Source organism: Bradyrhizobium sp. USDA 4474, assembly GCF_054057515.1.
This window is the reverse complement of sequence record NZ_JBSRZJ010000002.1, coordinates 3,714,617-3,727,838: the sequence shown is the minus strand read 5'-3', so window position 1 is coordinate 3,727,838 and position 13,222 is coordinate 3,714,617. Positions and strand designations below refer to the sequence as shown.

Annotated in this window: 9 protein-coding genes and 1 pseudogene; 6 read left to right on the top strand and 4 right to left on the bottom strand. The window is 64.2% G+C overall.

The genetic code is table 11. From position 1 onward, the window contains the following. The first annotated feature begins 6 nt into the window (after window positions 1–6). From ACVW16_RS19460 to ACVW16_RS19435, 6 genes are all read left to right on the top strand, one after another. Window positions 7–1,557, top strand: a complete 1,551-nt coding sequence (locus ACVW16_RS19460) for an AMP-binding protein (RefSeq protein WP_456739001.1) — start codon at window positions 7–9, stop codon at window positions 1,555–1,557. A 262-nt stretch (window positions 1,558–1,819) separates the two neighbouring features. Beyond that, on the top strand, window positions 1,820–3,418 hold the full coding sequence (locus ACVW16_RS19455; RefSeq protein WP_456736622.1) for an ABC transporter substrate-binding protein: 1,599 nt from the start codon (window positions 1,820–1,822) through the stop codon (window positions 3,416–3,418). Window positions 3,419–3,518: 100 nt separating this feature from the next. Beyond that, on the top strand, window positions 3,519–4,466 hold the full coding sequence (locus tag ACVW16_RS19450) for an ABC transporter permease (protein ID WP_456700755.1): 948 nt from the start codon (window positions 3,519–3,521) through the stop codon (window positions 4,464–4,466). A 190-nt stretch (window positions 4,467–4,656) separates the two neighbouring features. After that, window positions 4,657–5,550, top strand: coding sequence for an ABC transporter permease (locus tag ACVW16_RS19445; RefSeq protein WP_456736623.1), 894 nt, complete (start codon window positions 4,657–4,659; stop codon window positions 5,548–5,550). Further along, the gene (locus tag ACVW16_RS19440) at window positions 5,550–6,554 is read left to right on the top strand and encodes an ABC transporter ATP-binding protein (protein ID WP_456736624.1); all 1,005 of its coding nucleotides are present in this window, start codon (window positions 5,550–5,552) and stop codon (window positions 6,552–6,554) included. The genes ACVW16_RS19445 and ACVW16_RS19440 overlap by 1 nt, the downstream gene beginning before the upstream one ends. Further along, the gene (locus ACVW16_RS19435) at window positions 6,551–7,537 is read left to right on the top strand and encodes an ABC transporter ATP-binding protein (RefSeq protein ID WP_456736625.1); all 987 of its coding nucleotides are present in this window, start codon (window positions 6,551–6,553) and stop codon (window positions 7,535–7,537) included. Before ACVW16_RS19440 ends, ACVW16_RS19435 begins: the two co-directional genes overlap by 4 nt. Before the next feature lie 37 nt (window positions 7,538–7,574). Here the strand turns inward: ACVW16_RS19435 and ACVW16_RS19430 are convergent, their stop codons facing one another. The 4 genes and pseudogenes from ACVW16_RS19430 to ACVW16_RS19415 all read right to left on the bottom strand — a co-directional run bounded on the left by ACVW16_RS19430 (window position 7,575) and on the right by ACVW16_RS19415 (window position 13,093). Beyond that, window positions 7,575–9,548 carry an acetyl-CoA carboxylase biotin carboxylase subunit gene (locus tag ACVW16_RS19430; RefSeq protein WP_456736626.1) on the bottom strand — a complete coding sequence of 658 codons (1,974 nt, stop codon included), beginning with the start codon at window positions 9,546–9,548 and terminating at the stop codon, window positions 7,575–7,577. Beyond that, window positions 9,545–11,161: an acyl-CoA carboxylase subunit beta gene (locus ACVW16_RS19425; protein WP_456736627.1), complete on the bottom strand. Its 1,617-nt coding sequence runs from the start codon at window positions 11,159–11,161 to the stop codon at window positions 9,545–9,547. The genes ACVW16_RS19430 and ACVW16_RS19425 overlap by 4 nt, the downstream gene beginning before the upstream one ends. 136 nt (window positions 11,162–11,297) lie before the next feature. After that, a pseudogene (locus ACVW16_RS19420) lies at window positions 11,298–12,165 on the bottom strand (3-keto-5-aminohexanoate cleavage protein). Window positions 12,166–12,292: 127 nt separating this feature from the next. Further along, the gene (locus ACVW16_RS19415) at window positions 12,293–13,093 is read right to left on the bottom strand and encodes a helix-turn-helix domain-containing protein (protein ID WP_456736628.1); all 801 of its coding nucleotides are present in this window, start codon (window positions 13,091–13,093) and stop codon (window positions 12,293–12,295) included. Between the last annotated feature and the right edge of the window lie 129 nt (window positions 13,094–13,222).

Below are 13,222 nucleotides of genomic sequence, written 5' to 3'. Positions count from 1 at the left end.
GCTCTGATGTACCCAGGCCTGCATGCCCGCCTGCGCCCGCTCGAGCCCGCCTTCATCATGGCGGCAACCGGCGAGGCCGTCACCTATCGCGAGCTCGATGCACGCAGCAACCGGCTGGCCCACCTGTTCCGGAAGCACGGATTGAAGCGGCTCGACCACTACTCGATCTTCATGGAGAACAATTCGCGCTATCTCGAAGCCTGCAGCGCGGGCGAGCGCTCGGGGCTCTACTACACCTGCATCAACTCCTTCCTGACTGCGGGCGAGCTCACTTATCTCCTGGTCAACAGCCAGTCGAAGATCTTGATCACGTCCGCTGCAAAGCTCGACATTGCGCGCGAGGCGATCCAGGCCTGCCCTGATATCAAGCTCTGCATCGTCGCCGACGGACCGGGCGAGAATGACCGGATCGTGGGACTTGCCGATGTCACCGCCGGTCTGCCGAGGACGCCGATTGCGGACGAATGGCTCGGCACCGCCATGCTCTATTCGTCGGGCACGACGGGACGGCCGAAAGGCATTTTGCGGCCGCTGCCGGAGGAGGCACCGAAGCACAATCTGCCGCTGTTCGATTTCCTGACAAAACTTTGGCACTACCGCGAAGGCATGGTCTATCTGTCGCCCGCCCCGCTGTATCACTCGGCGCCGCAAGCTGCGGTCAATCTCACCATCCGCATGGGAGGTACCGCGATTATCATGGAGACGTTCGATCCCGAGCGTTACCTTCAACTCGTCCAGCAATGGGGCATCACGCACACGCAGCTGGTGCCGACGATGTTCTCGCGCTTGCTGAAGCTGCCGGAGGAGGCGCGCCGCCGCTACGACCTGTCATCGCTCGAGATCGCGATCCATGCCGCAGCGCCCTGCCCGGCGCTGGTCAAGGACGACATGATCAGATGGTGGGGGCCGATCATCCACGAATATTACGGCGCTACGGAAGGCCTCGGCTTCACGGCCTGCAACAGCGAGGAATGGCTCAGCCATCGCGGCACCGTCGGCAAGGTGCTGCTGGGCGATCTCCACATTCTCGACGAGAACATGCAGCCCTGTCCGACCGGCACGCCGGGCCAGGTCTGGTTCAAGACCGGATCGCCGTTCGAATATTTCAACGACCCCGACAAAACCAGGGAGGCCCGCTCGGCCGACGGCAGTATGAGCACGGTCGGCGATGTCGGCTATGTCGACCACGACAATTTCCTGTATCTCACCGACCGCGCCACCTTCATGATCATCTCCGGCGGCGTGAACATCTATCCGCAGGAGTGCGAGAACCTGCTGATCACCCATCCCAAGGTCGCTGACGCCGCCGTGTTCGGCGTGCCGAACGCCGATCTCGGCGAGGAGGTGAAGGCGGTGGTGCAGCCAATGCCGGGCGTGATGCCCGATGACGCGCTCGCCACGGAGCTGATCGCCTTCTGCGGAGCGTCGCTGTCGCGGCAGAAGGTGCCGCGCTCGGTCGATTTCGAGAAGGAATTGCCGCGGCTGCCGACGGGAAAGCTCTACAAGAGGCTGCTGCGGGACCGGTATTGGGGCAACAAGACGTCGCGGATTGTGTGAGCCTTCTTCGCCTCTCCCCGCGTGCAGGGAGAGGCCGGAATGCGCGCCTTGAGCGCGATTGGGTGAGGGGGAACCTCCGCGTGTCCGACTGTTGTTGTCATCGCCCCACCCCGACCCTCTCCTCGCAAGCGGGGCGAGGGAGCGAACCGTCATCCCAATTGCCAAGCCTCTAAAACGCCTTGGCCGGTTGCTTCCCTCCACGCGCCTCGGCTATCGTGAGGTCAAACAGGCCACTAATGGCCGGTGTCCAGGGAGGACGAGGATGCGGAGCGTGTGGGCGCTTGCCGCGACGGCGGCGCTATCTTTGCTGGCGTTTTCGACCATGACATTCGCAGCCGAGCCCAAGCAGGGCGGCATCCTGCGGATATATCACCGTGACAGCCCGGCGAACGCGTCCATCCTCGAGGGTGCGACCTATTCGGTCAACGTGCCCTTCATGGGGGTCTTCAACAATCTCGTCATCTATGATCAGCACATCGCGCAGAACAGCCCTGATACCCTCAGACCGGAGCTGGCCGAAAGCTGGTCATGGAGCAGCGACAACAAGAAATTGACGTTCAAGCTCCGACAGGGAGTCAAATGGCATGACGGCAAGCCGTTCACGTCGGCTGACGTCAAGTGCACGTTCGATCTCCTGATGGGCAAATCGCAGCAGAAGCTGCGGCAGAATCCGCGCAAAGCCTGGTACAGCGAGGTCAACGACGTCACGCCCAACGGCGATTTCGAGGTTTCCTTCGACCTGAAGCGGCCGCAGCCCTCGCTGCTGGCGATGCTCGCTTCCGGTTATACGCCGATCTATCCCTGTCACGTCTCGCCGGCGGACATGCGCACCCATCCGATCGGAACCGGGCCGTACAAATTCCTCGAGTTCAAGGCCAATGAATCCATCAAGCTGACGCGAAATCCGGACTACTGGAAGAAGGGTCTGCCCTATGTCGACGGCATCGAGTACACGATCATCCCGAACCGCTCGACCGCGATCCTCGCCTTCGTCGCCGGAAAGTTCGATATGACTTTTCCGACCCATATCACCATCCCGCTCCTGAAGGACATCAAGTCGCAGGCGCCGAACGCGGTCTGCGTCGTCGAGCCGACCAACGTCTCGACCAACATCATCGTCAATTCGAGCTCCCCACCATTCGACAACATCGATATCCGCCGCGCGATGTCGTTGGCGCTCGATCGCAAGGCGTTCATCGACATCCTGTTCGAAGGCCAGGCTGACATCGGCGGCACCATGCTGCCGCCGCCGCAAGGCATCTGGGGCATGCCCAAGGACAAGCTCGAGACGATTCCGGGCTACGGCCCGGACGTGAATGCGAATCGCGAGGAAGCGAAGAAGCTGATGCAGAAGGCGGGCTATGGCCCCGACAAGCATCTCGCCGTGAAGGTTTCGACGCGCAATCTCGCGGAATATCGCGATCCCGCGGTGATCCTGATCGACCAGCTCAAGAGCATCTATATCGACGGCGAACTCGACGTCGTGGAGACCGCAAACTGGTTCCCGAAAGTGGCGCGCAAGGACTACATGCTCGGTCTCAATTTGACCGGCAATTCCGTCGACGATCCCGACCAGTCCTTCTACGAGAACTATTCCTGCGGCTCGGAGCGGAACTACACCAACTATTGCAACAAGCAGATCGAGAAGCTCTTCGACGTGCAGTCGCAGGAGATCGACATCAACAAGCGCAAGCAATTGGTCTGGGACATCGACAGGAAGCTGCAGGAGGATGTCGCCCGTCCGATCATCTTCCATGCGCGGGCCGGCACCTGCTGGCAGCCCTATGTCAAGGGGATCACGATCATGTCGAACAGCTCCTATAACGGCTTTCGCTTCGAGGATGTGTGGCTCGACAAGTAGCATGTCAGGCTGAAGGCGGTTTTGGTTTGAGCATGATCTTGTCGGAAAACCGCGACGCACTTTACGCTAACCTCTAGCAGCGGCTCGCGGAGGGCGAAGGATGTTTGCCTATCTGGTGCGGCGCCTGTTCCTAATGCTCGTGACCCTGTTCGGGATCTCGGTCGTCATCTTCTTCCTGTTGCGCATCGTTCCCGGCAACATCGTCGACATCCTGTTTGCCGCGGCCGGCTACGTCGATCCGGCCGACAAGGTTGATCTCGAGAAGCAGCTCGGCATCGACCAGCCGCTGGTGATGCAATATCTGCACTGGATCAGCGGCCTGTTGCACGGCGATCTCGGTTACTCCTATGTCTCCGAGAAGCCGGCGCTCCAGGAGATCCTGCCGCGGATCCCGATCACGGCGCGGCTCGCTGGTCTTGCGCTGCTGTTCTCGGCTTCGATCGGCATTCCCCTGGGCGTCATCAGCGCGGTCAAGCAAGGCACGCGGCTCGATTATGCGCTGCGCGTGGTGAGTCTGAGCGGATTGTCGCTGCCCTCGTTCTGGCTCGGTCTGCTCATTCTCACCGCCGCGGTGGCGATGTTCGGCGAGATCCCGATCTTCAATCCGAATCCGCGGACCTGGCTCGAGGCGTTCGCGACATACGCGGTGCCCGCGGCCGCCGTGGGCTTCCGCAGCGCGGCGCTGACCATGCGCATCACCCGCTCGTCGATGCTGGAGGTGCTGCGGCAGGACTATATCCGCACCGCGCGTGCCAAAGGTGCGTCCGATGCCGCCGTGAACTATCATCACGCGCTGAAGAACGCGATCCTGCCCGTCATCACCGTGATTGGCATCGAGGCGGCGTTCCTGATCGGCGGCCTGATCGTCACGGAGACCGTGTTCAACATTCCCGGCGTCGCGCGCTTCCTGGTCGAGGCGATTCGCTGGCGCGATTATCCGATCGTGCAGAACCTCGTGATGCTGATTGCCGTCGTGGTGGTGAGCGCCAATTTCATCGTCGACATGCTGTACGCGGTATTCGATCCCCGCATAAGATATACGGATTGATTCATGATTGTTGTTCACGAGGCGTGCGCAGTCCCCTTCACCTCGCCCCGGTTGCGGGGAGAGGTCGGATTGCGCCGCAATCCGGGTGAGGGGGAGTCTCCGCGAGTCCGACTCCCACCTCCCCCTCGGAGCGCCCCCCTCACCCCAACCCTCTCCCCGCAAGCGGGGAGAGGGAGAAGATAGAGCTTGCATGGCCGCAATCGACTACGATGTTGAACTCCGGCGTGCCGGCGCGCATGCGACCGGCGGCTGGCCGCGGGTGCTGTTCCTGGCACAGCGGCACGTGCTGGGCGCGGCGGGACTCTTCATCATGACGCTGTTCGTGCTGACGGCCATCTTCGCCGATTTCATCGCGCGCTACGATCCCCTGAGCGTCGATTCCGCCCACGCGCTGATGCGTCCGAGTCTCGCGCACTGGATGGGCACGGACTCGTTCGGCCGCGACGTGTTCAGCCGCATCATCCATGGCGCGCGAATTTCGCTCGCGGTCGGGATCGGCTCGACCGCGCTTGGCGGCACGATCGGGGTCATGGTCGGCCTCACCTCCGGCTACCTCTCGGGCTGGGTCGACCTCGTGTTCCAGCGCGTGTCCGATATCCTGCAGGCACTGCCGCTGCTGGTGCTGGCCCTGATCATGACGGCGGCACTCGGTCCGTCGCTGCCGAACGTCATCCTCGCCATTGCCATTCCGCTGATCCCGACCGTTTCGCGCGTCACCCGCGCCAACACCCTGGCGCTACGGGAGCTGCCGTTCGTGGAAGCCGCGAAATCGATCGGCATGAGCGAGGTACGTATCGCGCTTCGTCACGTGCTGCCGAACACGCTGGCGCCGCTGATCGTGCTCGCGACCGCCCAGCTCGGCTCGACCATTCTGACCGAGGCCTCGCTCTCTTTTCTGGGTCTCGGCATTCCCGAGCCCTATCCATCCTGGGGCCGCATGCTGTCGGAATCCGCCGCCGAATATGTCCGGACCGCGCCGTGGCTCGTGATCTTCCCGGGCATCGCGATCAGCCTCGCGGTGTTCGGAGCAAACCTGTTCGGTGACGCGCTGCGTGACATCCTCGATCCCCGGCAGCGCGGCTGATGGCTGATACCTCCAAAATCGTGCTCGATGTGAAGAACCTGAAGACGGTGTTCTTCACCAACTCCGGTCTTTTCAAAGCGGTCGACGACGTCTCCTTCACCGTAAGCCGTGGCGAGACGCTCGCCATCGTCGGCGAATCCGGCTGCGGCAAGAGCGTCACTGCGCTGTCAATGATGCGGCTGGTGCCCGATCCTCCCGGGCGCATCGTCGGCGGCTCCGTCACGCTCGAAGGCACCGATCTGCTGGCGCTTGACGAGGCGGAGATGCGCAAGGTCCGGGGCAATCGCATGTCCATGATCTTCCAGGAGCCGATGACATCGCTCAATCCCGTCATGCGGATCGGCGACCAGATCGTGGAGGCGGTGCGGCTGCACCGGAACATCTCGTCGAAAGAAGCCCGACACATTGCCGTCGAGATGCTGCGGCTGGTGCGCATTCCCGAGCCGGCGCGGCGTGCGCAGGAGTATCCCCACCAGCTCTCCGGCGGCATGCGCCAGCGCGCCATGATCGCGATGGCGCTGGCGTGCCGGCCGGCGCTCTTGATCGCGGACGAGCCGACCACCGCGCTCGACGTCACCATCCAGGCGCAGATCCTGGCGCTGATCCTCGATCTCCAGAAGGAGCTCGGCACCGGCCTCGTCCTGATCACCCATGATCTCGGCGTCGTCGCGCAGACCGCGCAGCGTGTGATCGTGATGTATGCGGGACGAAAAGTCGAGGAAGCCGGCGTCGAGGCGCTGTTCGCCGCGCCGAAGCATCCCTATACGCGCGGTCTGATGGCCTCGATCCCCGCGGTGCCGGCATCAGGCGTCGCCGCACAGGAGCGGCTGAACGAAATTCCGGGCACGGTGCCATCGCTGGTGCGGCTGCCGAAGGGCTGTGCCTTCGCGCCCCGCTGCAAGCTCGCCATCAAGCGCTGCGAGGAATATCCACCGCTGATGGATTGGGGCGGCGGCCACCTCGCCGCCTGCTGGCGCGCGGCCGATGTGGCGGAGGTGGCATGACTGAAGTGCTGCTCGAAGTTACCGATCTCAAGAAGCATTATCCCGTGCGCGCCGGCGTGCTGCGCCGGCAGGTGGGCACCGTGCATTCCGTCGACGGCGTCTCGTTCTCGCTTGGCGCGGGCGAGACGCTCGGTCTCGTCGGCGAATCCGGCTGCGGCAAGTCGACGGTGGCGCGCAGCGTGCTACGGCTGGTCGAGCCGACGTCCGGCAAGATCCGCCTCGGCGGCGAGGACATCACGCATCTGTCCAAGAGCGCGCTGCGCCCGCATCGCCGCTCGATGCAGATCGTCTTCCAGGATCCGTTTGCCTCGCTCAATCCGCGCATGACCGCGGGCGACATCGTCGGCGAGCCGCTGGCCGTGCATGGTCTTGCCACCGGCAGGGCGCTGGAGGTGCGCGTCGCAAAGCTGTTCGAGCAGGTGGGCTTGCGGCCCGACCAGATGCGCAACTTTCCGCATCAATTTTCCGGCGGCCAGCGCCAGCGCATCTGCATCGCGCGGGCACTGGCACTGGAGCCGCGGCTGATCGTCTGCGACGAGCCGGTGTCAGCGCTCGACGTCTCGATCCAGGCGCAGGTGATCAACCTGCTGGTCGATTTGCAGCGTGAACACGGCTTCTCCTATCTCTTCATCGCGCACGACCTCGCGGTGGTGGCCCATATCAGCCACCGCGTCGCGGTGATGTATCTCGGCCGCATCGTCGAGATCGCCGGCAAGGACGAGCTGTTCGGCAATCCGCGCCATCCCTACACACAGGCGCTTCTCGCCTCGGTGCCGATCGCCAATCCGCTCGCGAAAAAGCTCGCGCCGCTGGTCGACGGCGACGTGCCGAGCCCGGTCAATCCACCGCCCGGCTGCGCCTTTCACACGCGCTGCCGGTTTGCGATGGAGCGATGCAGGACCGAGCGGCCGGCGCTGAAGGATACGGGCGACCAGCATGAGGTGGCGTGCCTGCTCAACGAGGGGATGGGACGGAGCGGGTAGCCCTTGCTCTCGCTCCCGGCGATGACGACGACAGCCGCTACCCCGCCCCAATCTCCGCCACGATCCTGCCCGTCGTGACCTGCTCGCCCTCGGCGACCTCGATCGCGGCGACCACGCCGTCGATGCCGGCCTTGTGGACGTGCTCCATCTTCATCGCTTCCAGCGTCAACACCGGCTGGCCTGATGTGACGCGATCACCCGGCTTGACCAGCACCGCAACGACGCGACCATTCATGGCCGCGCGGACTTTGCCGTCGCCGCCGTTGCCTGCCGCGGCCTTCGGTGGGGCGAGGGTGAGGTCGGTGGCCGCGAGCGCGATGCCGCGGTGCTGGAGATAGAGCCTGTCGCCATCGCGCAGGAATTTTACGCTGTCCGTGACGCCGTCGCGGCGGAAGCGGACGGCATCGGGATCGACGTGCTCGATCTCGAACTTGTCCTCTCGGCTGTCGGTGGCGACGGTGTAGCTGCCATCGCGCTCGCGGGTGATTTCGAGCTCGACCGCATGGCCGGCGATTTCGATTTTCGCGGGCAGAGGAAACGTTGCCGACAGGCTCCGGCCACGCCGCCATGACGGTGCGCGCGGATTGGTAACGTAGAGCAGCAGGCCCGCGAGCGCGGTATCGAATGCAGCATTCTCCGGCCGCAGCAGCTGGTCGCGATGCGCGCCGATGAAGGCCGTCGTCGCCTCGCCCCTGGCAAAGCCGGGATGGCGCAGACACGTCAGCAGAAATGCCTGATTGGTCGTGACGCCAAGCGCGGTGAGTTGCTCCAGGACGACGATCAGCCGCCCCCTCGCCTCCTCGCGCGTGGCGCCCTGGCTGATGATCTTGGCGATCATGGAATCGTAGAATAGCGGAATCTCCGAGCCCGATTGCAGCGCGTGCTCGACGCGGATGCCATCGGGTACCTGCCAGCGCGTCATGCGGCCGGACTGCGGCATGAAATCCTGCGCGGCATCTTCCGAGCAGAGCCGCACCTCGATGGCGTGACCGGACAATTTGATGTCCTGCTGCTTCACCGGCAGGGGCTCGCCGCGCGCAACGCGCAATTGCAGCTCGACGAGGTCGAGCCCGGTAATCGCCTCGGTGACGGGATGCTCGACCTGAAGACGCGTGTTCATCTCCATGAAGTAGAATTCGCCGCTCTCATCGAGCAGGAATTCCAGCGTGCCCGCGCCCTCATAACGCAGCGCCTTGACCGCAGCGACGGCGACTTCGCCCATCTTCGCGCGCAGCTCCGGCGTCACGGCCGGCGACGGCGCCTCCTCGATCAGCTTCTGGTGCCGCCGCTGCACCGAGCAATCGCGCTCACCGAGATGGATGGCGTTGCCATGGACGTCGCCGAACACCTGAATCTCGATATGGCGCGGATTCTCGATGGCGCGTTCGAGGATCACGGTCGGATCGCCGAATGCGGCTTTGGCTTCTGACCGCGCGCTGCGCAACGCATCAGGGAACGATGCGGCATCAGTCACGAGCCGCATGCCGCGACCGCCGCCGCCCGCGACCGCCTTGATCATCACGGGAAAGCCGATCTTCCCGGCTTCCGCGAGCATGACCTCGTCGCTCTGGTCGGCGCCCTGATAGCCGGGCACGACAGGCACGCCGGCCTTCTTCATGATCTCCTTGGCGCCGGCCTTGTTGCCCATCGCCGCGATCGCCTGCGGCGATGGGCCGATGAAGACGAGCCCGGCGTCCTTGCAGGCTTGTGCGAAGTCCTCATTCTCGGCGAGGAAACCATAGCCGGGATGAACGGCATCCGCGCCGCTGGCCCTGGCAGCTGCGATGATCGCGGAGATGTTGAGATAGGATTGCGCCGGCAAGGCTTCACCGATCCGCACGGCCTGATCAGCCCGCTGGACGTGGAGCGCATCACGATCGGCATCCGAATAGACGGCGACAACGCCGAGGCCCAGCCGCCGCGCGCTACGCATCACGCGCAGCGCGATCTCGCCGCGATTGGCGACCAGGACCCTGTGGAACGGCCGGTGCGGCACTGATCCGTTCCTCATGGCCGCGCCACCGAAAACTGCATGCGTTGGGGCGCGCGACGATCGCCCTCGCGGCAGATGGCCAGCACCTCGGACAAGACCGCGCGGGTGTCGCGCGGATCGATCACACCATCGTCGAGCACGCGCGCGCTGGTCGAGAACACGTCCATCTGGCCGTCGAACACGCCGACGATCTCGGCCTTCATGGCATCCAGCTTGTCCTTCCCGATCGGCTTGCCGCGGCGCGCCGCCGCCGCCTCGGTCACGATCGCCATGGTTTCCGCGGCCTGCTCGCCGCCCATCACGGCGGTCTTGGCGTTGGGCCAGGAGAAGCAGAAGCGTGGATGGAAGCCACGGCCGCACATGCCGTAATTGCCGGCGCCGAACGACGCCCCGCAATAGATCGTGATCTGCGGCACCGTCGCCGAGGTCACCGCCTGGATCATCTTCGAGCCGTGCTTGATCATGCCGGCTTCTTCATAGGCCTTGCCGACCATGTAGCCGGTGGTGTTGTTGAGATAGAGGATCGGCGTGCGGGTTTGGCAGCAAGCCTGGATGAAATGCGTCGCCTTGTTGGCGCCGGCAGGATCGAGCGGACCGTTGTTGGTGATGATGCCGATGGCATGGCCCTCGAGGCGGGCATGGCCGCAGACGGTGGCCGGACCGTAATTCGAGGCCATCTCGGTGAAATCGGAATCGTCGATGATGCGGGCGATCACCTGCTTCATGTCGACGGTGCGCTTGTGATCCATCGGCATGATGCCGAGCAGCTCGTCCTGATCGTAGCGCGGCGGCTCGAACTCTCGAGCCGCCCGGCCCGGCCGCTCCCATTCCAGCGCCGCCATGATCTCGCGCGCGATGCGCAGGGCGTCGCGGTCGTCCTCGGCGAGATAGTCGCCGAGGCCGGAGATTTGCGTATGCATCTCGGCGCCGCCGAGCTCCTCCTCGGTGGCGATCTCGCCGGTTGCAGCCTTCAACAGCGGCGGCCCGGCCAAAAAGGCGCGCGTACGCCCGCGGACCATGACGATGTAGTCGGACAGGCCCGTCTGGTAGGCGCCGCCGGCGGTGGACGAACCGTGCGTGACGGTGACGACGGGCAGGCCTGCGGCCGAGAGCCGCGCAAGGTTGCGAAAAATATTGCCGCCGCGGACGAAGTCCTCGACGCGGTAGCGCAGGAGATTGGCGCCGGCGCTTTCGACGAGCTGGACGTAAGGCAGCTTGTTCTCCAGCGCCAGTTCCTGCACCCGCAGTGTCTTGTCGAGGCCGTAGGGCTGGAGTGCACCGGCATCGATGCCGGAATCGCTGGCGCTGACCATACAGCGGATGCCTGAGATGAAGCCGATACCGGCGATGACACCGCCGCCCGGCACGCTCTTGCTCGTATCGGGCACATCGAACATATAGCCGGCGAGTGTCGAGAGCTCGATGAAGGGCGCGCCGGGGTCGAGCACCAGCGCGACCCGCTCGCGCGGCAAGAGCTGGCCGCGTTTGTGGAAGCGATCCTTTGCCGCGGCCGACGCGGCACGCGTGCGCGCTTCCAGCGAGCGCATGCGATCGATCAGCGCGAGCATGCCGTCGCGGTTTGCGCGGTAGGCGGCGCTGCCGGTGGAAATGGTGTTTTCGAGAATGGACATGATTCTTTCCTACCCGTCATTGCGAGGAGCCCGCGACAGAATTGCGAAGCAATTTTGCGCTGGCGACGAAGCAATCCAGTCTGTTTCCGCGGATGCACTCTGGATTGTTTCGCTTCGCTCGATATGACGGCTGGGGCTATCTGTTCGTCCCAAAGATCTTCCGCGCCTCGGCGGGGCTCGCGACCTCGCGGCCGGGCGCGGCGGGCGCAAGCCGCAATGGCCTCGATCAGTTGGCCGTTTGATGTCACCTTCTTGCCGTCGGCGAGATAGAAGGCGTCCTCGAGACCGGTGCGCAAGTGACCGCCGAGCTCGGCGCAGCGCTGGTGCAGCGGCCAGATCTCCTCGCGGCCGATCGCCGTGACCTGGAATTGCGCCTCGGGGCGCTTCAGCTTGATCAGGATCGGCAGCAGCTCCGGATCCGAAGGCATTCCCGACGCGACACCCATCACGAAGTTATATTCGAGCGGGCCCTTGTACATGCCGACCTGGGTATACATGCCGACGCAGCGCACGATGCCGACGTCGAAGCACTCGAACTCGGGAATGGTGCCGACTTCGTCCATGACGTCGAGATAGTCCTTCACCTTCTCGACCGCGTTGTCGAACATCATCGGAGGCCAGGCCCAACTGTTGTCGGCCTTGACCTTCAGATAGTTGAGCGAGCCCGCGTTGCAGGCGGCGATCTCCGGCCTGGTTTCGCGGATGCAATCCAGGGCGCCGCTGTAGTTCGGGCCAGAAACACCCGAGGTGTGGTTGATGATGACGCCGGGACAGGCTTCACGGATCGCCTGCTGGATTTCCTTGCTGACGCTCACCTCCCAGGACGGCAGATGGCCCTTGCCCGGCGCCTGCTGGCGCAGATGGATGTGCATGATGGAGGCGCCGGCATCGAACGCAGCCTTTGCCTCGCGCGCCATCTGCTCGGGCGTGACAGGGACGTTGTGCTGTTTGGGGTCGGTGAGCACGCCGTTCAGCGCGCAGGTGATGACGGCCTTGTCGCTCATGCCACAGCTATCTCGCACGTTGAGAATTCAACGATGCAATCATGTGATGCAGGGCATGCAGCTTCTTGCGCGGAGAAGCTGACAAACGAGATGCCGTAGGGTGGGTTAGCCGAAGGCGTAACCCACCCTACGAAGCGATATCGAGCCGCACGGTCTCGGTGCTGCGATAGATCGCAAGATCGCGCGAGCCGACGAAGATCGCGCGCGGCTTCAATCCGTAGAAGCGGCGGATCGAGTGGCTGAAATGGGTGCTATCGGGGTAGCCGATGTCCTGCGCGAGATGAGCGAGGTTGAGGTCCTGGTTGGCGAAGTGCAGCAGATGCCGCGCGCGCTTCCAGGCGCGGAAGGAGCGGAACGAGATGCCGGTCTCCTCCTTGAAGAGATGCAGGAAGCGCGAGGTCGAAAGGCCCGCCTCGGCCGCGCAGGTATCCGCGGTGACAGGCTCACCGGAGAAGCGTTCGATGCGGGCAACGGCGCGCGTGACGCGCGGGTCGAGCACGCGGCGCGGCAGTGCTTCGCCAAAGCACATCTCGTCGAATTCAGCGGTGGTGATGTCGCCATAGCGGCGCTGCCGCAGCAGCGCATAGGCGGCGAGGATTTTTCTGGCGTACGCAGCGCGATCCGGCCCCATCAGCCGCCGGGCCAAGGCCTCCAGCACGCCATCTGGCATGCTTTCCGGCTCGAGCGTCACGCTGATTGCGGTGCGGTAGTCGCCGGCGATGGAATGCCGCTGGTTCGGCAGGGTGACGAACAGCTCCGCGGAGGCGAGGACGTCGTCGATGGTGAGATGCAGGCTACCCTTCACCGCCACGTAGACGTGGCAGCAGCCCGGGGTCCGCTTGCGAGGCCTGCCGAGCAAACCGGCATAGAACACCCGCTCCGGCGTGATCAGCATCAGATGGTCGGATTCGCGACCCGTGTCTTCCATTGCGTATCCTCCTCGCGCGGCTCTTTGGCCGCTGCGGACGGAGGTCAGCTTAGCGGAAATTTGGGCGCTGTCACGGCGGGTAGCGCTGTCATGGCGCGCAAAAGATTACCATTCCGGTACGACGATCGG